This is a genomic window from Priestia sp. ABM2_011 (genome assembly GCF_056158845.1).
The window spans coordinates 2,691,052-2,713,601 of record NZ_JBSWUB010000001.1 but is presented as its reverse complement, the minus strand read 5'-3'; the positions used below and the strand labels follow the sequence as shown (position 1 = coordinate 2,713,601).

At 38.9% G+C, this 22,550-nt stretch carries 20 protein-coding genes and 1 pseudogene; 5 read left to right on the top strand and 16 right to left on the bottom strand.

Going from position 1 to position 22,550, the window contains the following annotated elements; translation table 11 throughout:
- The first annotated feature begins 120 nt into the window (after positions 1 to 120).
- Positions 121 to 573 (top strand): DUF1641 domain-containing protein, encoded by a 453-nt coding sequence (locus tag ACXAE4_RS14660; RefSeq protein WP_013057327.1) that lies wholly within the window; start codon positions 121 to 123, stop codon positions 571 to 573.
- A 33-nt stretch (positions 574 to 606) separates the two neighbouring features.
- A complete protein-coding gene (locus tag ACXAE4_RS14655) occupies positions 607 to 1,785 on the top strand; it encodes an NAD(P)/FAD-dependent oxidoreductase (protein WP_013057328.1) in 1,179 nt (392 codons plus the stop codon).
- A gap of 47 nt (positions 1,786 to 1,832) precedes the next feature.
- Here the strand turns inward: ACXAE4_RS14655 and ACXAE4_RS14650 are convergent, their stop codons facing one another.
- The 4 genes and pseudogenes from ACXAE4_RS14650 to ACXAE4_RS14635 all read right to left on the bottom strand — a co-directional run bounded on the left by ACXAE4_RS14650 (position 1,833) and on the right by ACXAE4_RS14635 (position 7,426).
- Positions 1,833 to 2,789 carry an AEC family transporter gene (locus ACXAE4_RS14650; RefSeq protein ID WP_154988642.1) on the bottom strand — a complete coding sequence of 319 codons (957 nt, stop codon included), beginning with the start codon at positions 2,787 to 2,789 and terminating at the stop codon, positions 1,833 to 1,835.
- Positions 2,790 to 2,801: 12 nt separating this feature from the next.
- Positions 2,802 to 4,505: an NAD-dependent malic enzyme gene (locus tag ACXAE4_RS14645; protein ID WP_154988640.1), complete on the bottom strand. Its 1,704-nt coding sequence runs from the start codon at positions 4,503 to 4,505 to the stop codon at positions 2,802 to 2,804.
- Between the two features lie 223 nt (positions 4,506 to 4,728).
- Positions 4,729 to 6,179, bottom strand: a pseudogene (locus ACXAE4_RS14640) (M20 family metallopeptidase).
- 23 nt (positions 6,180 to 6,202) lie between these two features.
- A complete protein-coding gene (locus ACXAE4_RS14635; RefSeq protein ID WP_028413107.1) occupies positions 6,203 to 7,426 on the bottom strand; it encodes an MFS transporter in 1,224 nt (407 codons plus the stop codon).
- 169 nt (positions 7,427 to 7,595) lie between these two features.
- Here ACXAE4_RS14635 and ACXAE4_RS14630 point away from each other — a divergent pair, with 169 nt between their 5' ends.
- On the top strand, positions 7,596 to 9,674 hold the full coding sequence (locus ACXAE4_RS14630) for a helix-turn-helix domain-containing protein (RefSeq protein ID WP_289577830.1): 2,079 nt from the start codon (positions 7,596 to 7,598) through the stop codon (positions 9,672 to 9,674).
- Positions 9,675 to 9,691: 17 nt separating this feature from the next.
- On the opposite strand, the gene ACXAE4_RS14625 is transcribed toward ACXAE4_RS14630, so the two are convergent.
- Genes ACXAE4_RS14625 through ACXAE4_RS14610 form a run of 4 tightly spaced genes read right to left on the bottom strand, consistent with a single transcriptional unit; the run spans position 9,692 to position 12,430 of the window.
- Positions 9,692 to 10,162, bottom strand: coding sequence for a pyridoxamine 5'-phosphate oxidase family protein (locus ACXAE4_RS14625; protein ID WP_028413105.1), 471 nt, complete (start codon positions 10,160 to 10,162; stop codon positions 9,692 to 9,694).
- A gap of 21 nt (positions 10,163 to 10,183) precedes the next feature.
- Positions 10,184 to 10,408 carry a non-oxidative hydroxyarylic acid decarboxylases subunit D gene (locus ACXAE4_RS14620; RefSeq protein WP_028413104.1) on the bottom strand — a complete coding sequence of 75 codons (225 nt, stop codon included), beginning with the start codon at positions 10,406 to 10,408 and terminating at the stop codon, positions 10,184 to 10,186.
- Between the two features lie 16 nt (positions 10,409 to 10,424).
- Positions 10,425 to 11,846, bottom strand: a complete 1,422-nt coding sequence (locus tag ACXAE4_RS14615; RefSeq protein WP_028413103.1) for a non-oxidative hydroxyarylic acid decarboxylases subunit C — start codon at positions 11,844 to 11,846, stop codon at positions 10,425 to 10,427.
- Positions 11,847 to 11,860: 14 nt separating this feature from the next.
- Positions 11,861 to 12,430: a non-oxidative hydroxyarylic acid decarboxylases subunit B gene (locus ACXAE4_RS14610; RefSeq protein ID WP_033579184.1), complete on the bottom strand. Its 570-nt coding sequence runs from the start codon at positions 12,428 to 12,430 to the stop codon at positions 11,861 to 11,863.
- Positions 12,431 to 12,543: 113 nt separating this feature from the next.
- Between ACXAE4_RS14610 and ACXAE4_RS14605 the strand changes: the two genes are divergently transcribed.
- On the top strand, positions 12,544 to 13,413 hold the full coding sequence (locus ACXAE4_RS14605; RefSeq protein ID WP_047750832.1) for a LysR family transcriptional regulator: 870 nt from the start codon (positions 12,544 to 12,546) through the stop codon (positions 13,411 to 13,413).
- A 68-nt stretch (positions 13,414 to 13,481) separates the two neighbouring features.
- Here the strand turns inward: ACXAE4_RS14605 and ACXAE4_RS14600 are convergent, their stop codons facing one another.
- The 4 genes from ACXAE4_RS14600 to ACXAE4_RS14585 all read right to left on the bottom strand — a co-directional run bounded on the left by ACXAE4_RS14600 (position 13,482) and on the right by ACXAE4_RS14585 (position 16,660).
- Positions 13,482 to 14,438, bottom strand: a complete 957-nt coding sequence (locus tag ACXAE4_RS14600) for an AEC family transporter (protein WP_028408284.1) — start codon at positions 14,436 to 14,438, stop codon at positions 13,482 to 13,484.
- Between the two features lie 706 nt (positions 14,439 to 15,144).
- Positions 15,145 to 15,549 (bottom strand): YkvA family protein, encoded by a 405-nt coding sequence (locus tag ACXAE4_RS14595; protein WP_013057340.1) that lies wholly within the window; start codon positions 15,547 to 15,549, stop codon positions 15,145 to 15,147.
- A 99-nt stretch (positions 15,550 to 15,648) separates the two neighbouring features.
- Complete coding sequence (locus tag ACXAE4_RS14590; protein ID WP_013083437.1) at positions 15,649 to 15,930, bottom strand: hypothetical protein; 282 nt, start codon at positions 15,928 to 15,930, stop codon at positions 15,649 to 15,651.
- An 88-nt stretch (positions 15,931 to 16,018) separates the two neighbouring features.
- Positions 16,019 to 16,660 (bottom strand): DUF1796 family putative cysteine peptidase, encoded by a 642-nt coding sequence (locus ACXAE4_RS14585; protein ID WP_224980201.1) that lies wholly within the window; start codon positions 16,658 to 16,660, stop codon positions 16,019 to 16,021.
- Positions 16,661 to 16,887: 227 nt separating this feature from the next.
- On the opposite strand from ACXAE4_RS14585, the gene ACXAE4_RS14580 reads away from it, so the two are divergent.
- On the top strand, positions 16,888 to 17,892 hold the full coding sequence (locus ACXAE4_RS14580; RefSeq protein ID WP_289577834.1) for an LLM class flavin-dependent oxidoreductase: 1,005 nt from the start codon (positions 16,888 to 16,890) through the stop codon (positions 17,890 to 17,892).
- A gap of 27 nt (positions 17,893 to 17,919) precedes the next feature.
- On the opposite strand, the gene ACXAE4_RS14575 is transcribed toward ACXAE4_RS14580, so the two are convergent.
- The 4 genes from ACXAE4_RS14575 to ACXAE4_RS14560 all read right to left on the bottom strand — a co-directional run bounded on the left by ACXAE4_RS14575 (position 17,920) and on the right by ACXAE4_RS14560 (position 22,536).
- Positions 17,920 to 19,239, bottom strand: coding sequence for a (Fe-S)-binding protein (locus tag ACXAE4_RS14575; protein ID WP_099331072.1), 1,320 nt, complete (start codon positions 19,237 to 19,239; stop codon positions 17,920 to 17,922).
- The gene (gene glcD / locus ACXAE4_RS14570; protein ID WP_154988634.1) at positions 19,236 to 20,648 is read right to left on the bottom strand and encodes a glycolate oxidase subunit GlcD; all 1,413 of its coding nucleotides are present in this window, start codon (positions 20,646 to 20,648) and stop codon (positions 19,236 to 19,238) included. Before glcD ends, ACXAE4_RS14575 begins: the two co-directional genes overlap by 4 nt.
- 131 nt (positions 20,649 to 20,779) lie before the next feature.
- Positions 20,780 to 21,892 carry a CdaR family transcriptional regulator gene (locus tag ACXAE4_RS14565; RefSeq protein WP_154988632.1) on the bottom strand — a complete coding sequence of 371 codons (1,113 nt, stop codon included), beginning with the start codon at positions 21,890 to 21,892 and terminating at the stop codon, positions 20,780 to 20,782.
- Between the two features lie 71 nt (positions 21,893 to 21,963).
- Positions 21,964 to 22,536, bottom strand: coding sequence for a DJ-1/PfpI family protein (locus ACXAE4_RS14560; RefSeq protein ID WP_154988630.1), 573 nt, complete (start codon positions 22,534 to 22,536; stop codon positions 21,964 to 21,966).
- Positions 22,537 to 22,550 lie beyond the last annotated feature (14 nt).

The following is a 22,550-nucleotide window of genomic DNA, read 5'->3' as shown; positions in this document are numbered from 1 at the left end:
TCGTATTAAAATTAAAATAGAATTATGTGCAAGATTTCACAACTTCACAATGTAGTTTGAAAGTCTAGCAGATAACTAGGAACTACATATGCAACAGTATCCAGCAAAGGAGGACTTTTCATGTCTCAATCAACTATTCAAAAATCAGCTGCAGAGGAAAATGCTGCTGTACAAACAGAAGCGGCGGTTAACAAAGGTCAAGCGGATGTGTTAGATCAATTGTTAAAGCCTGAAGTACAAGAAGCTCTTACTGTTCTTGTAGATAATTTACCAAAATTATCTGAAATGGTAACGGTGCTTACAAAAACTTACGACGTTGCGCAATCATTATTAACTGACGACGTATTAAAAGAAGATCTACTTGGTGGAGTAAAAGAATTTATCGAGCCAGTAGAAGGAACAGTAAAAGGTCTTGCAGCTACTGCAATCGAAGCAAACGATCGTGCAGAAGCAAATGCTTCTAATTCAATCGGTTTATTCGGTTTATTACGCATGCTTAAAGATCCACAAGCTCAAAAACTATTCCGCTTTGCACAAGCGTATTTAGACATTACAAACGAAAAACAAAAATAATTTTCATTAAAAAGTGTGGACGGAGGATCGACTATGTCAAAACATATTTTAATTTTAGGCGGCGGTTACGGTGGTTTATTAACTGCAATGACAGCTCGCCAACACCTAAGTGCGGATGAAGCAAAAATTACAGTAGTGAACCGTTTTGCTACTCACCAAATCATTACAGAATTACACCGTCTAGCTGTAGGCGGCGTTTCTGAACAAGCGGTAGCTTTACCACTTGATAAATTACTTAAAAACTACAACGTTGATTTAAAAATTGCAACGGTAAAAGAAATTTCACCAGATCAACGTGAAGTATCTCTTGAAGATGGTACAAAGTTAAGCTACGACTACCTTGTTACAGCTTTAGGTAGTGAAACTGCTTACTTCGGTATCCCTGGTTTAGAAGAGCACAGCTTCGTTCTTAAATCAGTAAATGATGCAAACCGTTTACGTGCACACGTAGAAGCTTGTATCGCTGAATACAGCAAAACAAAAAATAAAGCTGACGGTACAATCGTAGTTGGCGGTGGCGGATTAACAGGTATCGAACTTGTTGGTGAATACGCTGACTTAATGCCAAGCCTATGCCTAAAACACGGTGTGGATCCAAAAGAAATTTCTCTATACTGTGTAGAAGCAGCTCCTACAGTTCTTCCAGGCTTCCCTGCTGAATTAGTAGAGCGTGCTCAATCAAGCTTAACAAAACGTGGCGTTACATTTGTTACTGGTACACCTGTAACAAAAATGGATGCTACAACTGTTGAACTTAAAGACGGCAGCAAAATTGAAACAAAAACAATGGTATGGACTGGCGGAGTTCAAGGTAACTCTGTAGTTGCTAACTCAGGTATCGAAGTAAACCGCGGTCGTGCACTTGTAAATGAATTCTTACAATCTACATCTCATAAAGATGTATTCCTTGCTGGTGACTCAGCGGTTGTAATGGGTCCAGAAGGTCGCCCTTACCCACCTACTGCTCAATTAGCTTGGCAAATGGGTGAAGTTGTAGGCGTGAACTTAGCAGTAGCTATTCGCGGCGGAGCAATGGAATCATTCGTTCCTGTCTTCTCTGGTACACTAGGAAGTCTTGGACGCAAAGATGCAATTGGTACAATCGGCGGAAACAAAACGCAATTAAAAGGTTTACCAGCATCACTTATGAAAGAAGCAAGTAACGTTCGTTACTTATCTCATATCAAAGGATTATTCGCATTAGCTTATTAATCCGTCTTAAAACGAAAGAGGGAAATTCCTCTTTCGTTTTTTTTTATTTACATAAGCCAAGAAATAAGAAGCGGCAGCGTAACCAGCGATAAAATAGCACTAATAACAAAAGCAGAGGCCGTTTCGTTTTCCATGCTTTCAAACCGCAAAGCAATCATCGCAGCTACAGCAGATCCAGGAAAAGCTACCAGTAAAATAGCTTTTGTCACTTCATCTGAAGACAACCCTATCCATACTGCAATTCCAAGCATAACGATCGGTTGAACTGCTACTTTTAAGACAGCGATCCCGAGCGCGCCTTTACTGAAGTTAATTTTTCCAATTCCAATCGTTACTCCTACCGCAAACAAAGCTGCTCCGGATGTGATACTTCCAATTTGATCAAGCATATCCTGTAACAGTTTAGGTGACTGAAAGCCGCAAAGCGTTAAAATCACTCCAATTAACGGGACGCATGCCAAAGGCTCAGATAGACCATGCAAAATAGAATGAACCGTTACTTTGAATAAACTTGTTTTCCCTTCCCCTTCTTTTCGTCCCCTTTGGCCAACGGTTCCCAAAATCGTTGCCAACGGATCTAAAATCGCATTCACCACGATTCCTGTTATAGCAATTGGAATCGCTACGGCGCCTGCACCGAACAATCCTCCGAGTACTGGAATGCCCATAAAAGCAAACGTTGGCTGAGCTGAGTTTAGAGCAAACATGGAAGAAGAAGTTAACGTATGCTTCCCTGCATACTTCACGATGAGCAATATAATGAGATAAAACCCTACAATTCCTAAAATCAGCGCTACTAAAAACGGCCATTCGTCTATGAGTGTTTTTCTTGGCGTTGTTGTTACACCTACAAATAAGTGTGCAGGAAGCGCAAACTTCGTTACTAATGTGTTGAGCCCCTTAGAAGTTTGCTTATCAAATTTTTTAAAGCGCCCTGCTAAATAACCAAGCAAAATGACAAAAAAGATGGGCGCGAGAATGAGAAAAATTTGACCTATGCTCATTTATCATTCACCTCATTCATTTTTTGCCTTAACCGGTTTATAAACAGGCTGCCATACCGCTGCTTCTACAAGTTCAGTTACATTTTTTTCGGTAACAGTCGCTACGTTATCTTTTACAGCAGCATCGGCAACTGCTACAGCAACCGCTTTTGATACTTTTTGAAGATCTTTAATGTTGGGAAGAAGCGTATCTCCTTTTGTATCTGTTTCTGCTATACGCGCTACTGCATTGGCTGCTTCTGCAAACATAGATTCAGTAAACTTTTGAGCGCGAACCACAATGGCACCTAAACCAAGACCCGGAAACACAAACGCATTATTAGCCTGTCCGATTTCATAAGTGTTCCCGTTATATTCAACGGGTTCAAATGGACTTCCCGTTGCAATAAGCGCTTTTCCTTCCGTCCATTTTATAATATTTTCCGGAACAGCTTCAGCAAGTTTAGTTGGGTTGGAAAGCGGCATGATAACGGGGCGCTCTACATGTTTGGCCATTTCTTTAATGATTTCTTCGGTAAAAGCATCCGTGACGCCTGACGTTCCAATTAAAATGGTAGGTTTCACTTGTTTCACAAGCTCCAACAGTGAAATTTTATTTTCATCGCCCTTTTCCCATTCTTTAATCTCTTCATTTTGGCGAACATATGGCTGTTGAAAAGGAGCTAAATCTTCCATATCTTCCGTTAACAGACCTCTGTAATCATATGCCCAAAAACGATCATATGCTTCTTCTTCAGATAACCCTTCAAGCATCATCGCACTATGAATACGATCAGCATTCCCAATTCCAGCAGATCCCGGTCCAAATACAACAACCCGCTGATCTTTTAAAGGCGTACCTGTAATACGGACGGCTGTTAAAACGGCTGCAAGAGTAATTACTCCCGTTCCTTGAATATCATCATTAAATGTTAAAATTTTATCTCCGTATTCTTTCATAATGTGACGCGCATTAATATTCCCAAGATCCTCCCAATGAAGAAGCGCTTTAGGAAACTTGGCCGTTATTTCTTTTACAAATTGAGCGATAAAACGATTATAGTCTTCTCCTTTTACTCGTTCATGACGATTTCCTAAATACAAAGGATCTTCAAGAAGCTTTTTATTATTGGTCCCCATGTCAAGAACAACAGGCAGTACGCGGCTTGGGTCAATTCCTGCTGCAGCTGTGTAGACCGCTAACTTTCCAACTGCGATATTGATCCCTCCTACTCCCCAGTCCCCAATTCCTAAAATACTTTCTGAATCCGTGACTACAAGCAAATCAATATCTTCGCTGTCGAGCCCTAAGTTTTCAATCGCCTCACTTAATCTGTCCGCTTCATTTACGGATAAATATAAGCCGTCAGGACGATGGTATTCATGGCTGTATTCTTGAATAGATTGACCTACAGTAGGCGTGTAAATAATGGGAAGCATTTCACTTAAATGATCGGTTAATAAACGATAAAACAACACAACGTTCCGGTTATGCAGATCATTTAACGAATTATTTTTTTGAAGATCATTCGGTGCTTTTTTGAACTGCTCATATGCTCTTTTTGCCTGCTCTTCTAACGTTAAGACCGTTGGAGGAAGAAGTCCCTGCAGATGAAGCTCTTTTCTTTCTTCTTCAGTAAAAGCAGAACCTTTATTTAAATAAGAAGTGGATAAAACTGATTTTCCTTTTAGTGAAGTTGAAATTGACCCATCTCTTTCTACTTTATACGCTCTCATGTTTTTACCTCTTTTCTTGAACAATTAGATAGGGTTAGGTTCAGCAAAGAGATATATTTTTAACCATTTATTTTTAATGAAAACAAAAAAGAGATTGAGCCATAACTACATCAATCCAATCTAAAGACGACCAAACGGTATAAATGAAATCTACGTTCAACCTAACAATAAAAAAATCCGAACGATTCATCGTTCGGATTTTCCTTACACGAAAATACGTTTTTTACACCATGCTATAGTCTTCGTGCTCACTTTCTGAGTAATTAGGCGGCTGTATATGGGAAGGCACAAGACATTCATAGCTTTCCCCTTCTAGCCTATCCTCTAGCTCTTGTTTCGCTTGACTAATCAGCTCTTGATTTTCTATCATTTCAATCGCCGTAGCCGCAATGGCTTTTCCAGCTAACAACATCGCATCGTGAGCATACTCTGTTTTCCCTTGAGCAACAGCTTGCCATGTATGAAACGGCGTAGCATAAGCCCACGTTGCGGTCACGCACTGTGCAGTTGGAACATTCCAGCTAACGTCTGCGACATCGGTTGATCCCGTCATGAAGGAAACATTTTTAGACATAGGAGCAATTTGGTTGAAGACTGGATGATTTGCTAAAGCTCTGTCTAGCAGTGAACCGACTTGTTTTTTTGCTGCTTCTTTGTCTTCAGCGGATGTAGACTCGTAAATAGCTTTGGCGAAAGCCATGTCTTCTTGTTTCACTTCAGCCAAATTTATCTGCATCATTTGCTTATGCATCAGCTGCTCCATTGTTTGATTTGGAATTAGATTAGCGCAGGCTCCTTGAATTTCCTGTTCCACTTGTGTTTCAGTCATTAAAGCCGCTCCCTTTGCAATTTTCACAACCCGTTCATAAAGTTCTTTTACTTGAGATGGCTTCGGAGCACGAATTAAGTACATGACTTCCGCTTCTGCTTGAACAACATTAGGAGAAATGCCTCCGCTGTTTGTAATGGCATAGTGTACGCGCGCTTCATCTATCATATGTTCACGCATATAATTCACACCAATATTCATCAACTCTACAGCGTCTAAAGCGCTTCTGCCAAGGTGAGGACTAGCAGCTGCATGACTGCTTCTTCCTTTAAATTTAAAAGTTGCTTGCATAACCGCATTCGATGACGTATGCATGACACCATTAACGGTAGCCGGATGCCACGAAAACGCGATGTCTACATCTTGGAAAAATCCTTCTCGTACCATATACGTCTTTCCGTAGCCACTTTCTTCAGCTGGACATCCATAGTATTGAACGGTTCCCGGAACATTTTTTTCTTTTAAGTATTCTTTGACTGCAAGCGCAGCTGCTAGTGAGCCTACGCCAAGTAGGTTATGTCCACACCCATGGCCATTTCCATTTTTTTGACTGGATCTGCTACTGCACACTTATCTTTTTGACTCAGCCCGGTAAGCGCATCATATTCACCAAGAATAGCGATAATCGGATAACCGTGCCCGTAACTTCCAATAAAACCTGTTTCAAGGTTAGCAATATGTGTACGAAGCGTAAACTCTTCTTTTTCTAACATGTCGCAAATTAGCTGTGCCGACTTATACTCTTCAAACCTCGTTTCTGCATATTCCCATATTTGATCACTGATTTGAGTTAGCTCGTGTCGCTTTTGTTCAATAAGTTGTTCGACTTTTTTGACAATACCCATGAGACACTCTCCTTTTTCCCTTATTATTTAACAGCATTTTGTGCGTTCACTACCACTTTTGCAGGTCGAATCGAAAACAACGAAATAGCACAGACAAGAGCGCAGATAATTAATAAAGCAAACGCTGCATTATACGACCCGCCAAACGATTGTACTAAAAAACCAATAAGCATTGGTGTTAATACGCCGGCTGCTTGAGCCCCTGTATTAATAAAACCATTTGCTGAACCGACCACTGATTCAGGCAACATTTTTAAAGGAGCTGAAGCGATTAAAATCACATTAAATGAAAACAGTAAAGTTACTGCGCTTTGAAAAACGATAAACATGCCTACGCTAGGTGAAATAGCCATTAAGCAAAGAAAAACGCCCATCAGTAAACCAAAAACCGCCGCTATCATCTTGTCTTTTCCATCTGGAAGCTTATCTAAAATAAAGCCGCTAACAAACATTCCTATAATGCCTACAAATGCTGGGATAGCGGAAAGAAAACCGATGTCTGTTAAATTCAAATGTCTTACTTCGGCTAAATATGTAGGCATCCACGACATGAGCCCCCAGTTAATAGCGTAAATACTGAAATAGGCAATAAATAAATTCCAAATCATCGGGGTTTTGATAATTTCTTTTAATGTCATCTGCTTAGCAGGAATAGCAGAAGCCTCTCTTTTTTCCCCCTGCTGCTTTTCTTTTAGTAAAAAAACAAACAGAACTGTAATAACAAGCCCGATGGCTCCTATGATATAAAAGATACTTCTCCAGCTTATCGTTTGCATCAGCTGCGTCGCTAGAATCGGTGTCACCACGCCCATGATCGTACCTGACGATAACAAAAAGGACATGGCTCTACTGCGTTCTTGCTGAGGAAACCACCCTGCGATTCCTTTTGACGCAGATGGAAAATAGCTCCCTTCCCCTAATCCAAATAAAAAGCGAATGATAATAATAGAAGCAAAAGACCAGGCCATTCCGGTAAAAACTGTAAACAAAGACCATAAAAGCACGGCAATTGTAATGACTTTTTTAAACCCAAAGCGGTCTGCCAGCCACCCACCAGGTATTTGCATCAGTGCGTATCCTGCAAAAAAACTGCTTAAGATGATACCTGTAGAAGAAGCATTAAGGTGTAGATCTTTCGAGATATCTAAAATAGCGTAATTAATAATAAAACGATCTAAGTTTCCAAGCGACCAGCCTAAAAATAATAAAAATAAAATGATGTATTTCCAGTTCGACCTTGCTAGCATAAATGCACTCAACTCCTTTTTATTCCATTTAATGTAATGTTTTGTAACAAATCGATTCGTTACATAAATATTAAAAAATTCTGACTATTTTTTCAATGTGCATTTCTATATAATAAGAACTATAACTATGTATTTTTTTACATTAAGTAGTCTATAAGGGGTTGTTAATATGAGTGATTTATTAGCTAATATGAAAGGTTATCTTACATCTATTATTAAAAACAGTTCTTATCAAATTTGGACAAGTATTGATTCTGCAAATTTTAACATGATTTTTTCCAGTTCTTCATGCTCATCCCTGACTTACACGCCTTCCACTAGCCTACATAACGGCAGTGATTCCTTTCAAAAGCATATCGCATATGAAGAGTTCGAAGAAATTTACTTATCCTTTCCAAACCGGTATGCGTTTGTTGTTCGCATATTTGCTAAGCATGACTGGACACCACAACAAATAAAGAAGCTATCCGCTAACTTTTCTCCTTATGTGCTGCAAAAAAAGCTAGAGCGGCATGAGCACATTTTGAACGTACTTATGAAAAGCATTAAGGAAATCTCGCTTTTACAAGACTCTGACTATCTATTAACAAGAATTCTAGAAAATGCTCTTTCAGTTATTTCTGTTGCGGATATGGGCGTGCTGTGGATGTTTGATTCTTCCACTGAATTTCTTTTGCCTCGCGCCTGGTCCGGGGGGCCAAACAATGAAATTCAAAACATGAAAATGAAAGTTGGCGAAGGAATTATCGGAAAGACATTTCAGCATAATAAAAGCTATATGTATACGAACTTAGAGGATATAGTACGCGATTCTTCTACTATGACTGACGATAATATTCACTATCTTAATCAGTCCTATACATTTACAAACATTCAATCTATTATTTCTGTCCCAATTTGCATGGAAGAACAAACGGTATGCGTACTCATTATTTATCAAAACGGCACAACTCCTCTTTTAAATGAAGAGGATAAAGAATTGTTAGAAAGCTTTTCCGATCAAGTTTCGATTGCTCTCTTAAACTCAGCGCTTTTTGAAGATGTAAAAAAACAAAATGAACTTTTAATACGCCGCGATCAAATTCATCGCACATTCATGAACGTTTCACTTCAAAGTAAAGGAATTGAACCGATACTTACCGAATTACGCCGAATGGTTACATCTCCCGTCACCATTGTAGATTTTGTTGATAATAAGAGCTATGGCTTTTTAAAATTCCTTGATGTAGACACAAAAACAGCTGAATTTCACACGCGCTTTCTTTTACATACAAAACCTTGCTTTTATACTATTGAGTCAAACAACCAGAAGCACAGCGTCTACATTCAACCTATACACGGCATTGACACGCTCTTAGGGTTAGTTATTCTGCAGGCAAATCAAGGAGACCTTTCCCCTTTAGATCAAGTGGCACTCGAACAAAGTAGCTCTGTTATTGCACTAGAAATGCTGAAAAAACAAACATTAGTCGATTTATTTTACAAGCGAACGCATGAACTATTTAGTGAATACTTAGCATGTTATGACACCACTTTACTGTATCAAAAAGCAAACGAGCTAAACATTGATACAAAAAAGCATATTCTAGTCGCTCTTATTACCATTCGTTCACAGACGGACCTGCAGCTCTTAAACTTACATCTTCATCGCCTTGTATCTGACATCAAATCGGTTTTCAGTTCAAAAGCGCCGGTCGTATACGGATTCGACACGAAAGTAACCATTGTATTCACGCTTGATTCTTATGAAGACCATCATGCTATTATCAAACAATTAGAGGATTTACTCTCAAAATGGCGTTACTATAATGAATGTCATGTAAAGATAGGAATTGGAAGTCGCTATTCTCACTTTACCCAAATAGGAAAAAGTTATAGCGAAGCTGAAAAAGCGATTTCTTACCTTTTGTCTCAGCAGCAAGATGGATGCATATTGTATGAGGAAATAGGAATTAACCGATTATTTATTAATCAATCGAAAGAAGAGGTAAAAACCTTTATTGATGAAGTATTCCTCCCTCTTAAAAACAATTATTTGAATGATGAACCTTTAGAACAAACGTTAGAAGCCTACTTCGATAATAATCGCTCTGCTTCACTTACAGCTAAGCAGCTTCATATTCACGTTAATACACTTTATCAGCGCTTAAAGAAAATCGAAGACAAAATGAACATATCATTTACAAATAGTGAGCACCTATTAAAAGTCCAGTTAGCGTGCTATTTGAAAAAATTTCACTACAGCTAAAAAACCGATTCTTATTTTTAAGAATCGGTTTTTTCAGTAGAAAGAACAGCTGCAATTGATTGCTTCCAGCGGCTTAGTACCTGTTTGGAATCATGAAGCTGAAATTGAATTCCTGATGTTAGAACGGCATATTTTGCGTAATCTTCTTTAACAGCGGCTACTTCTCCCGTAAATAACTCATAGCCTGATAACACAGGAGCTTCTTTTTTCAGCCAAAATTTAATGTAATAAGCTTTCCCTTCAACAACTAATGTAACGGTTGCCTTATGATTCTGTATCATGTTTTTTGCAGACGTTGTACCTTTCCATACTAACAGCTTGACGCGTGAAGAGCTAATAGCTACCAGCTCTCCTGCGCTAATCATTGCTACATGAGGAAAACCCTCGGATGTCACTGTAGATAGCAGCATCGCATCACGCTGTTTTCTTTCTAAGTCTTTTCCATTTAAAAATACGCGCACGGCTTTTGGCAGCTCTGCTTTATTCATTTTACTTACCGCCTTTGCTGATTAAGATCGGGGTGGCACAGGAGGCACATGCGTTGCCAGCGGTACGTCTTTTGGATTGATTTTAAATGGTCGAGGGTATTTTTCAGGATTGGTGATCGTCTCAGGTTCAGAAGAACGCCAGGTAAACAAACACACGTTGCATAAGTAAATCTCCCAGGCTCCTTCAACTGGTGATTTAGATACTAAGTTCGCTTGTTTGGCTTCACATCTTGGACAAGTATGCATGTCGATTCCTCCTTGTTTACTTTTGCATCATATTCGTTAAGATTTTTTCCCATTTTTCAGTTTCAAGTGGTGTATCTAAAGGCTGCGAGTAGTGGCCTCTTGTTTCTGGTGCAACCGGTGTTGTAGCATCCAAAATCATTTTATCTGTAATACCAGCCGGATCAGATCCTGGATCAAGTGGCAGAACTGAGAGATTAGGCACTGTTATAACATCATGTTTTGGGTGCATTTTTGTCGATAGCGCCCACATGACTTGCGGTAAATTAAACGGATCCACATCTTCGTCTACTAAAATAACTAGCTTGCAATATCCTAATCCATGCGGCGTAGTCAATGCCCTCATACCAACCGCCTTAGCAAATCCTCCGTATCGGCTTTTCGTTGAAATGATAGCAACGAGACCATGAGTATACATCGCGTTCACCGCTTCAATCTCTTCAGGATATGCTTCTTTTAGCTGCTGATATAAAGGAACGCTTGTATTGATTCCAATTAAATAATCTGTTTCTGTCCAAGGCATACCGATATATAGACTTTCAAAAATAGGATCTTTGCGATGGTATACGCGATTGATTTTGATAACAGGCATGCTTCTGCCACCGGAGTAATGACCTGTAAATTCACCAAAAGGACCCTCATACTCACGTTCACCAGCTAAGATTTCTCCCTCTAAAATCACTTCTGCTCCCCAAGGTACATCTAAATCAGAAAGCTGAGACTTCACAATTCTGTACGGCTCACCTTGAATAGCTCCTGCCATTTCATACTCTGATTGATCGTAATGAAGCGGCGTAGCAGCTGCTGTGACAATCGCGGGTTCACATCCTAAAGCAATTGATACAGGGAGGTTTTCACCTTTTTCTTCGGCTTGTTTTAAGTGAATGGCAATATCATGCTGTGGCACGGGCTGAATGCCTAGACGGTCTTTCCCTTTGACCTGCATACGATATATACCTACGTTTTGTTTGCCGAAATGCGCCTTATCATGCTGATCACGAGAAATAACGCACGCTTTATCTAGATAGTAGCCTCCGTCTCCTTGATTCAAGCGAAACAATGGCAAAAGGTCGAATAAGTTAATATCATCTTTAATTTCACACTCATGAAATGGCGCTGTTTCTTCTCTTTTCACTTTAACAGGAAATTTTTCATATCTCCGAGCAAACTCAAAGAACTGTTCTTTTACAGGAGTTGATTTAGGCAGTCCCATCATTAACGCGTGATTTGACCAGGAACCCATTACGTTTAGGGCTACCTTTGCGTTGTTATATCCATAAATATTTGTAAATAATAATCCCGGCGTTTGATCTCCTAAATTACTGATGGCTTGACCTGCTGAACCTAAATCCGGATCTGGCTGCACTTCATCTGTAATCGTCAGCAGCTGCCCTTCTTTATGTAGCGTATCAAGGAAATCTCTAAAGTCTTTATAAGCCATGTTTATTTTCCTCCTTATGATAAATGTTTAATTCCATTCCATCTTTTTGCCTCAGGAAGCTCAATTCCTAATTGATCTAACGTTCGAACAGCAATATGCGTGACAATATCATCAATTGTCTCAGGTTTGTTATAAAAAGCTGGCATAGGAGGCACGAGGATAGCTCCCATTTTTGAGAGATCCAGCATGTTTTCTAAATGAATCGTATTCAAAGGCGTTTCTCGAGGAAGTAGCACCAGTGGCTTTCTTTCTTTTAACATCACATCTGCCGTTCTTGCTATTAAGTTATCTGCTAGTCCCATTCGAATAGATGCTAATGTTTTCATGCTGCAAGGACTTACAATCATTCCGTCTATACGAAATGAACCGCTCGAAATTTTTGCTGCTTGGTCTTGATATGAATAACAATAATCTGCTAGCGCTTCTACTTGCCTAACGCTATACGGTGTTTCCAGCTTAATTGTGGCATGAGCCCAAGACGACATGACTAAATGCGTTTCAACAGAAGCCTTCTTCAAAAGCTCTAAAATTCGAATACCTAGAATAGCTCCTGTGGCTCCTGTTATTCCTACAGCTATTTTCATTTCTTTTCCTCCTCTCTGCTTTGGTTACACATTTAACTTTACACTTATTTTCCATACAATTAAAATATTGATAAAGTATATAATAATACCTTTAAAGTATGGAGTTGAATATAGTGGAATTAAGACAGCTGCATTATTTTATTGTCATAGCTGAAGAATTAAATGTAACTAAAGCAGCCAAGCGTCTGCACATGGCTCAGCCTCCTTTAAGCAGACAGCTAAAGCAGCTCGAAAATGAGCTGGGCCTTTTGCTTTTTGAACGAAACAATAACAAGCGCTTATTGTTAACGGCAGAAGGAGAGCTTTTTTTAAAACGAGCGAAAGAAATTGTGCAAAGGGTCGAAAAATCAGTATTGGAAGTACAGGAATGTAAAAACGTAACAAATGAAAAGCTTGAAGTCGGATGTACAATCTACTGTGCATCAACGGTTCTCGATAAGCTAGCTCTTATTCAAAAACAGTATCCAAACAGTACTTTTAATATCTATGAAAACGAACCAGCTCATTTAAACGAGTTGTTGACGGATGGAAAGATTGATGTAGCAGTCACCACTACAGACTTACCTTATCAACAGGTAAAAACAAAAACACTTGCACCAGATGTCTTTGTTGTAGCAGTTCCCAAAGAAAGTAGTTATGCAACAGAAAAGATTTCAGTCGCTGAAATCGCTTCTCTCCCTCTTATTCTTCTTCGTTCAAATCGGGAAATAAGCATATACAATCGCATTATAAAGGAATTTAAAAAGATGGATATAACACCTAACATTTTATGCGAATGCCATGACTCAGCGATGCTTCTTAATTTAGTATGTCGTGGCCTTGGTGCTGCTATTGTTCCTTATTCGATGCTATCTTCTTTTTCACTAGAACATATTAAAATTTTAAGCATAGAAGATAATCCATTTGTAATTGAGCCTTTAGTTACGTGGCGTACCGATAGTTATCTCCCCAAAATCGCTCAAGAATTTTTAAAGCTTTTTTAAGTATAGATGCACAAAAAAGACTTTGCTAAAATAGCAAAGCCTTTTTTATTTTATATTGATATATGTGACTACATTAACCAAGAAATTAATAGCGGTAATGTAACAAGTGACATAATGGCACTAAGTACGAATGCTGAAGCTGTTTCACCAGCTAGGCTATCAAAGCGCACTGAAATCATCGCTGCTACAGCTGAACCTGGGAACGCTACTAATAACACTAATTTTACGATGTCAGCTGATGATAGACCCATTGCTGTTGCAATTCCTAACATTACAAGCGGCTGAATAGCCACTTTTAAAATCGCAATACCAAATGCCGCTGGGCTAAATTGAATTTTACGGATACCAATTGTTACCCCAACTGCGAATAGTGCCGCACCAGATGTAATTGAACCAATTTGATCTAAACTGCTTGATAGTAAATCTGGAGATTGGAACCCACATAATACTAATACTACTGCGATTAACGGAACACAAGCTAACGGTTCAGAAAGACCGTGTAAGATTGATTTAATCGTTACTTTAAATAAGCTTTCTTCAGAATCCCCTTCACTTCTTTCGCGCTGTCCAACCGTACCAATAATAGTTGCTAAAGGATCAAGCATCGCATTTACTACGATACCCGTAATAGCGATTGGAATTGCTACTACATCCGCGCCAAACAAGCTACCTAAAACGGGAATACCCATAAACGCAAACGTTGGCTGCGTAGAGTTTAAAGAGAACATAGACGCGCCTGTTAGTGAGTATTTGAATACATATTTTGCAACGAGTAAGAAAAGAACATAAAATCCAATAATACCAAGAACTAATGCTAATAAAAACGGCCATTTTTCAATAAGCGTTTGTTTTGATGTTGTTGTAATACCAACGAATAAATGTGCAGGTAACGCAAATTTTGTTACAAGCGTATTTAACCCTTTAGATGTTGTTGCATCAAACTTTTTAAAATACCCTGCTAAATAACCTAGCAAAATAACGAAAAAGATTGGGGTTAAAATAATAAAGATTTGACTAATTTCCATTTTTGAACACTCCATTGTTTAGATTAGAATCAATCATATAAATTTGCTTTCTTAGAAAGATAATTATCTTCTAAGGCTTGTCTATGGATATTGTTTACGTCAGGCCATTCATCTCCCTTTTTGCTAAACATCTCTACAAATATGAAGTAACGTATAATGGTTCATGAAAACGCATGGACTTTGTTTTTCTACAATCATTTATTTACTTCGAAGCTGTTCATTTAGTTAAATCAAATCACACAAAACTTGTCATACAATACAGTAACTCTACAACCTTAGCAAAAACTTGTCATACAATCATGTTGTTGGCTTACTTAGGCTGAAAAAAAACACCTTCAAATGAAAGATGCTTAATCTTGTGACGAAAGAAAGCTACTTCTGATTGATGAGGAAGAATCTCTAAGAGTTTGAAACTCTCAGTTAAAAAGTTCCATAATTTCACAAAGTTTTTACAAACAATCTTACTTATTTGTATATTGCTTTCTGTGACGAATTTATGAACATGTTTTAACTTAACATTTGTAGGGGAATTATTCAATTACATTGCTTAAACTTTTAGTGAAAAAAATATTTTAATCCTGGTTTTTTTACATAAAACGGATTAATATAGCTAAAAAGACCTATATATTATCGATTAAAAAGAAGATGATTCATCTATCACCTTCTTTTGCTTACTTTATTTAATAATTACATGTAGATCATAATGTTACTTTATTTTAGCATCAATAATGGAAAAATTGTGTTCTTCTGAAAACCACGTTTTAATTTTTTCTTTTGCTTTCAGTTTAACACCTTCATCAATGTACATGGCAACTTGAATCAATGCGAGCCCCAGAGCTCCTAAATCATCTGTAAATCCAACTCCTGCTGCAAAGTCCGGAATTAAATCTAAAGGAAGAATAAAATAACCTAACGCTCCTATAATGACTGCTTTTGCTTTTGGAGGAATATCAGGTTTTTGCAGCGTGTAGTATAAAAGCAGTACGGCATAAACAACGTTTGCTCCCGCTTTTTTACCAAACTTTTTAAGCTTGTCCCAAAATTTTTCTTCCGAATAATATTTGGCTGTTTCCTCTGTACGAACGGGTACAATTTCTTGTTTCTCTTCCATATCGATCACCCTCTCATCACCATATGTACTTATTATAAACGATAATCTCTACTGAATTCCATTGAGAGCTTAAACTCCATAAACCTGCACAAAGCAGGCTTATGAATTTTTTAATGAGTAATGCTTCATAACGATAGTAACTAAGTCATTCAGCGCCGTTTCACTTTTAGAATGATTTTCAAACTGCTGAATGAGATCCATATGTTCAAGCAGCACTTCGTAATTACCCGTCATCTTTCTCAGGACTTCATATGCGGAACTATTCAAATCCACTTGTATTTTCAAATCCTCCAGCTGTACTAGATACTCATTCCAACGCTGATCTTGTTCTAGCAGCAGCCATACAATTTCTTTTATCGCCTTCCGCACATTGGACTCCATCTTTTCATCTCCTTTGATACACAGATATAACAAAGTCTATGAAAAAAACGAGCTTTTTCATTCCCGTATTACACAAAAAGTGTTTCTTTTATTTTATAACAAGCCCGCTTAAGAGCTCTTCCCATACTTTATCATCGCGCAGCACGTCCATTGAAAAAATAGGTGCATGTAAAACACATGTATAAGGCAAGTCCCAGTTAGCTTCGGATAAAAGCTCTTTTTCACTGTTTGTCAGCAGCAGTACATAGAAATCGTTTTTGACCATTCTCTTTAAAACATGCTCTAATTCTTTCGCTTCTTCATACGTTCCGCCCATACGAATAAACAATATACAAGAACTGGTCTCCATTGACGTTAAAAATCGCTCTGTTCTCCGTTCATATTTTTCTTTGACTTCATTATATGAAAGCCAGTTAGTTTCTGTATTAATAGACGACGGAAAATCATGAGCAGAATCAATTTGATACACCTTATCACGCAGTCTAAGCGTGGAACCATCTCCGAAAGAACTGATATAGGTTAAGTGTTCATATACAAATAAGTCTTTACAACGATTTTTCAACAGCTGGTTAACATGAGAAAGAGAAATACTAATACACCAATCAATCACGCCGGCTTGTTTTCGCAAAGAATATTTTTTCATGTATATCCCTGGAAAACAGTTATAGCCTAAACTGTATATCATATCGTACTGCTTGCTTTTTAGTTCATTTAAAGTAACCATGTTCATCCTCCCTTCTCCTATAAAATATGACAGCTTTTTATAGAAAGAGGCGGCTTCTGCCTTATACCGTACAAGCTTTTTGCGTTTTAGGAGCTTGTGTAATAAAAGAGTAAGGAATTTTAAAAAACAACCGAAGCAAAATATTTTGGAACTCGAAAGATTATTGTTAAAATACTTGTATTCCATTGAAATAACAAGGCCTATGAAGTCTTTAAAGAAAGAAGATGAAATTGATGAGTAAAGCATTAAAAGATATTCCGATTTCCGTGTTAGATCTTTCTCCTGTAGTTGAAGGAGGAACTGTATCTGACTCACTTAGAAATACATTAGATTTAGCTCAGCACGCTGAAAAATGGGGGTATAACCGCTATTGGCTAGCTGAACATCATAATATGACAGGTATCGCAAGCTCCGCTACATCTGTTGTAATTGGTCATGTGGCTGCTGGCACGTTACGCATTCGCGTAGGCTCTGGAGGCATTATGCTTCCTAACCATTCTCCGCTTGTTATTGCTGAGCATTTTGGTACGCTTGAATCACTATTTCCAGGACGTATTGATTTAGGCTTAGGAAGAGCGCCAGGGACAGATCAGCTGACAGCGCAGGCGCTGCGACGCGACCGCAGAAGCGACGGCAGTGACTTCCCAGAACAGCTGGCCGAACTGCAAGAATACTTTAAACCTGCTTCCGAAAGTCAGATGCGTGTTAAAGCTGTTCCCGGTCAAGGTTTAAATATTCCGATTTGGCTCCTTGGCTCAAGCGGTTTTAGCGCACAGCTTTCTGCACAGCTAGGCTTGCCATTTTCATTTGCAAGTCACTTTTCGCCTAATAATACAATGACAGCTCTTAACATGTACCGTCGTTATTTTAAGCCGTCCGACGTGTTAGAGAAACCATATGCAATGTTAGGTGTAAACGTAATCGCTGCTGATACAGATAGAGAAGCTGAACGCTTGGCTACTTCTATGCAACAGCAGTTTCTAAATTTAATTCGAAACACACCGGGTAAACTAAAAGCTCCTGTGGATAATATGGATGAACTATGGACTGACTTTGAAAAAGCTTCTCTTCAACAGCAGCTGGGCTCTTCTATTGTCGGAAGTCCTGAGACGATTAAAGTCAAGCTTGAACAGTTTATTGAAGAAACAGAAGCAGATGAACTGATGATTAACGCTCAAATTTACGATCACAAAGCTCGCCTTCGTTCGTACGAAATTGTTTCTCAGCTGTTCAAATAATAAAAAGGCCGGACACGTCCGGCCTTTTTATTTGCTTTCTACTGCTTCAAGAAGTAAATCTGCAAGATGAACGGCCCTTACACTTTCTTCTACTCCTTCTCTGACTACGCCTAGCTTCATTTGAATGAGACAGCCAGGGTTTGCTGTTACAATCGTATGTGCATGGGCTTCTTTCACTTTTTCCATTTTATAATCTAAAATTTGCATAGACATCTCTTGTTCTGTTAAGTTATAAATACCGGCTGAGCCGCAGCAATGATCCGCATTTTCCATTTCATTAAACACCGTGCCGTTAATCGCTTGGATCAGTTTTCTCGGTGCGCTGGACGTTTTCATCACGTTTCTTAAATGACACGAATCTTGATACGTAATAATTTGACTTGGAAGCGATAACTTTTGTCTTTCTACAAACTGCTGCTGCAATAAAATCTCTGAGAAATCTTTGACTTTTGCAGAAAAGACCGCTGCTCTTTCTTTCCATTCCGGCTCATCTTTTAATAGATGATCGTATTCCACTAACAGCGCACCGCAGCCGCCTGCATTAAGGACAATATCATCCGCTTGAATGGATTCAAACGCCATAATATTTTGTTTTGCTAACTTTTTTGCCTGATCTTTTTCTCCGCCGTGCGCATGCAGGGCGCCACAGCACGTCTGCACTTCTGGTATAACGACCTTACACCCCGCTTTTTGTAAAAGTGCAATCGTCGCGTTGTTTGTTTCCATAAACATCGTATCCATTAAACACCCTGTAAAAAAAGCAACTGTACGCTCTCTTGTTCCTTCTGCTTCAAATAAAAAAGGACGTTTCTTCATTTCTTTTTTTGTTGGCACAGGCGGAAGCGTTTTTTCCATTTGTGCTAAATTACCGGGCAGGACGTTTAATATATTTGTTTTTTGAACAGCTTTTTGCAAGCCGCTTCTTTGATAGAAAGCAAGCAGAGAATGTACATTTTTTAACCGTTCTTTATGCGGAAAAAGCTGTTCAAACACCATATGCCTGAGCGCTTTTACCGGCCATTTATGTCGTTTTTTCTGCTGAATAATATCACGCGCTTCTTCTAATAAGTGTCCGTACTTCACACCCGAAGGACAAACAGGCTCACACGCTCGGCAGCCAAGGCAAAGGTTCAATTGTTTTTCAACGGATTCATCCGGTTCAATAAGCCCATCTACAACTCCTTTCATCAAAGCAATTCTTCCGCGCGGTGACGCTGCTTCATATTGATTGGTTTGGCCATACGTCGGACAGCTTGGCAAACAAAAACCGCATCTCATACAATTCATTAACTCGTCATAATCTAACCGTTCTTTAAACGCTTGCTGAATGTCTTTTGTTGCCGTCATGAACGAACCACCACTCTTTTTCTCGTGTCTTTAGCAAAAATTTTCCCTGGATTCATAATTCCTTGCGGGTCCAAAGCATACTTAATTGCTTTCATCGCAGCTACTCCTTCTCCGCCCATCTTCAATGCTAAATACGGTGCTTTCATTTCTCCGACTCCATGTTCACCTGTAATCGTTCCTCCAAGCTCAATGGCTTTATGAAAAATTGCTTCAAAAGCTTGTTCGACTCGGTGAATCTCCTCTTCGTCACGCGCATCTGTTAAGCAAGTCGGATGCAGATTTCCGTCTCCCGCATGACCAAACGTACAGATTTTAACGTTGTATTTTACAGCAATTTCATTAATCGCTTTGACCATTTCACTAATTTTAGACCGCGGGACGGTTGCGTCTTCTAAAATCGTCGTTGGCTTCATTCGTGCTAAAGCAGAAAGAGCTGATCTTCTTGCTGTACTTAACGCTTCTGCTTCTGCTTGCGAAGCCGCTACTTTCACCGATACAGCCTTTCCTTCACTGCAGATGCGTGAAATCATTTCAATATCGCGCTTCACCACTTCTGGCGGGCCATCTTGTTCAATCAATAAGATAGCGTTTACATCAGTTGGAAGCCCAACTTGGGCAAAATCTTCTACTACTTCACACGTCGGCTGATCTAAAAATTCAAGCGTAGCCGGAATAATCTTATTGGCGATAATTGCTGAAACCGTCTTAGCAGCTGCGTCCATGTCTTCAAACAGCGCAAGCAGAGTTTGTTTTGTTTCAGGTATTGGAATGAGCTTTAAAATGGCTTCTGTCACGACGCCAAGCGTTCCCTCAGACCCGACAAACAAGTTCGTTAAATCGTAGCCAGCTACATCTTTAGCCAGCTTGCCTCCTGTCTTAATACAATCGCCGTTTGCAAGAATTACTTCAAGACCAAGAACGTAATCTTTTGTTACTCCGTATTTTAAGCCTCGTAATCCTCCTGAGCATTCATTGATGTTTCCTCCAATGGTTGATATTTTCATAGAGCTTGGATCAGGAGGATAAAATAAACCTTTTGCCTCTACGGCATTAATTAAGTCTAACGTAATAACACCCGGCTGCACGGTAGCGGTTAAATTTTCTTCATCAATTTCCAAAATTTTATTCATTCGGTTAAAGGTAAGAACAATTCCGCCTTGCGTGGGACACGTTCCTGCGCTTAAATTTGTGCCAGAACCTCTTGGCACAATAGGAACGTGATCTTCATTGCATATCGTTAAAATTCTTTTCACTTGTTCTTTATTTTCAGGCATAATAACCGCATCAGGAAGCGACTGAAAGTTAGGTGTTGCGTCATAGGAATACACGAGTCTTGCTTCACTGCTATCTTGAAAATTGGCTGACCCTACAACTTCAATGAGCTTTGCTTTTGTTCGTTCATTAAGCATAACGTTCCTCCTTGTATGTATCTCTTAATCTTATTATAGTTGCAGAAGCCACGAGGGACTATGGATAAAAAACTAAAAAAAAGCGCTTTAAAAACTCATTTTTTGTATGTTTATCTAATGAATAGCGCACTTTATTCTAGTAGAGACAGCGCAAGGTAAAAAAGCGTGAGACCCTTTACACTTTTAGGATCAATGTCTGTGAGTTCTTTCATTTGCTTCAAGCGGTAATGAAGCGTATTGATATGAATATGTAAATCAAACGCCGTTTTTTTTAACGATTGATCGTTGGCTAAATAGCATTTTAGCGTTTCGAGAAGCTCTTTTTCTCTTTGAATGGAAGAAAGCACTCGACTTAAGAATTCCTTTTTTACAGGTTCAGAAACGTCTTCTAAAATCATGTCCATCAGCAGTTCCTCATAAAAAACAACGGTTTGACGTTTTGAAGCTACTTTAAGCGCTTTTTTTGCTTCTTCATATGAAGCATGCAAATCAAATTGCTCCGCTGACTTCCCTACGCCAATAGTGATCATAACTTGATTATTTGCTTGAATGTACTGCTGACATTTTTTTAATTCTTCTTTAAATCCTTGTCTTGCCTTTTCACCTACCGCTTCTTTCAGTAAAAGCAAGCGATCGTATCCCCAATTTGCGATATAATCTCCTTCACCTTTATGACTTTCAAACCAGTAGCGAATTGTTTCTTGTACCTGCTGCTGCTTCTTTTTCGAAAGAGATGAGTCAATTTGAAACAGCGTGCAGCAATAAGGACTGTCTACTTGTACTCCTAAAATATGACCTCGTTCAATAAATTCTGCATCTACCTGCTGGCTATAAATCCATTCACGAAAAAAAGCTTCTACTCCTTTATTTTCCCATTCCTTTGTTTCTATGTAGTATGCTTCGCGAATAATTAACTCTGTTAATCTTCGAATAATATCTGCAAAAGGCTCAACAGTTTCTGGGGTACCTGTAATGCCAATAACGCCAATAATGTCTCCTTGATAACTGATAGGCAAATTAATTCCTGGCTTAACTCCTTTTAAATCTGCTGCTTCTTTTTTGGAAATATATAGTTTTTGCTTTTTTTGCATCACGTTCCACGCGCCTTCATGAAAAAAACCAACCCGCTTTTCTTCTGTAGACGCAATAATAATTCCGCGTGTATCCGTTACAATTACATGTTCTTTCATCACCAGCTGTACTTCTTTTATAATTTTCTTCGACAGTTCAGACACTAGCTGCACGTTGTTTACACCTCACCTATCATCAATTAAAAGAGCTGAAAGAATGGTTTTCTCTCAGCCCGCTTTTTTTATTATACGTTCACTTTTTCAGCTTTTTTTAGCACGTTAAAAAACTCTTTCATAAATTTAGGTAAATCCGGCCAAGCTTGTCCGGTTACTAAGTTTCTGTCTACGTGGAGCGTCTGTTCAACAAATACAGCACCCGCCGCTTCTACTTCCGGACGGCAAGCAGGATACGCTGTCACTTCTCTGTCTTGGAGATACTCTCTAACCGTCGTTAACACGAGCTGACCATGACAAATAACGCCTAAAGGTTTGTTTTCTTTTAAAAAATGAGCAGCAATTTCCTGAACTTTTGTGTTCATTCGAATATATTCAGGCGCTCGTCCTCCAGGAATAATAAGTCCGTCAAAATCAGCGGGATCCACTTCATCTACAGAAGCATGAGAATCAATTTTATATCCCGTTTTTTCTGTGAATGTTTCCATTTCTGGAAGAAAATCATGAACAACCGTTTGGAGCTTCTTTTTCACGGGAGAGGCAATGGTACACTGAATATCTTCTTCTAAACAGCGATAATACGGATAAAAAACTTCTAAAGCCTCCACGGCATCTCCTGTTAAAATCAAGACACGTTTACTCATCTTTTATCACCTTT

What these genes read in the sequence shown, in the direction of transcription:
- ACXAE4_RS14660 (WP_013057327.1), top strand. Translation starts at nt 121, where the DNA reads ATGTCTCAATCAACTATTCAAAAATCAGCTGCAGAGGAAAATGCTGCT.
- ACXAE4_RS14655 (WP_013057328.1), top strand. Translation starts at nt 607, where the DNA reads ATGTCAAAACATATTTTAATTTTAGGCGGCGGTTACGGTGGTTTATTA.
- ACXAE4_RS14650 (WP_154988642.1), bottom strand. Translation starts at nt 2,789, where the DNA reads ATGAGCATAGGTCAAATTTTTCTCATTCTCGCGCCCATCTTTTTTGTC.
- ACXAE4_RS14645 (WP_154988640.1), bottom strand. Translation starts at nt 4,505, where the DNA reads ATGAGAGCGTATAAAGTAGAAAGAGATGGGTCAATTTCAACTTCACTA.
- ACXAE4_RS14635 (WP_028413107.1), bottom strand. Translation starts at nt 7,426, where the DNA reads ATGCTAGCAAGGTCGAACTGGAAATACATCATTTTATTTTTATTATTT.
- ACXAE4_RS14630 (WP_289577830.1), top strand. Translation starts at nt 7,596, where the DNA reads ATGAGTGATTTATTAGCTAATATGAAAGGTTATCTTACATCTATTATT.
- ACXAE4_RS14625 (WP_028413105.1), bottom strand. Translation starts at nt 10,162, where the DNA reads ATGAATAAAGCAGAGCTGCCAAAAGCCGTGCGCGTATTTTTAAATGGA.
- ACXAE4_RS14620 (WP_028413104.1), bottom strand. Translation starts at nt 10,408, where the DNA reads ATGCATACTTGTCCAAGATGTGAAGCCAAACAAGCGAACTTAGTATCT.
- ACXAE4_RS14615 (WP_028413103.1), bottom strand. Translation starts at nt 11,846, where the DNA reads ATGGCTTATAAAGACTTTAGAGATTTCCTTGATACGCTACATAAAGAA.
- ACXAE4_RS14610 (WP_033579184.1), bottom strand. Translation starts at nt 12,430, where the DNA reads ATGAAAATAGCTGTAGGAATAACAGGAGCCACAGGAGCTATTCTAGGT.
- ACXAE4_RS14600 (WP_028408284.1), bottom strand. Translation starts at nt 14,438, where the DNA reads ATGGAAATTAGTCAAATCTTTATTATTTTAACCCCAATCTTTTTCGTT.
- ACXAE4_RS14595 (WP_013057340.1), bottom strand. Translation starts at nt 15,549, where the DNA reads ATGGAAGAGAAACAAGAAATTGTACCCGTTCGTACAGAGGAAACAGCC.
- ACXAE4_RS14590 (WP_013083437.1), bottom strand. Translation starts at nt 15,930, where the DNA reads ATGGAGTCCAATGTGCGGAAGGCGATAAAAGAAATTGTATGGCTGCTG.
- ACXAE4_RS14585 (WP_224980201.1), bottom strand. Translation starts at nt 16,660, where the DNA reads ATGAACATGGTTACTTTAAATGAACTAAAAAGCAAGCAGTACGATATG.
- ACXAE4_RS14580 (WP_289577834.1), top strand. Translation starts at nt 16,888, where the DNA reads ATGAGTAAAGCATTAAAAGATATTCCGATTTCCGTGTTAGATCTTTCT.
- ACXAE4_RS14575 (WP_099331072.1), bottom strand. Translation starts at nt 19,239, where the DNA reads ATGACGGCAACAAAAGACATTCAGCAAGCGTTTAAAGAACGGTTAGAT.
- glcD (WP_154988634.1), bottom strand. Translation starts at nt 20,648, where the DNA reads ATGCTTAATGAACGAACAAAAGCAAAGCTCATTGAAGTTGTAGGGTCA.
- ACXAE4_RS14560 (WP_154988630.1), bottom strand. Translation starts at nt 22,536, where the DNA reads ATGAGTAAACGTGTCTTGATTTTAACAGGAGATGCCGTGGAGGCTTTA.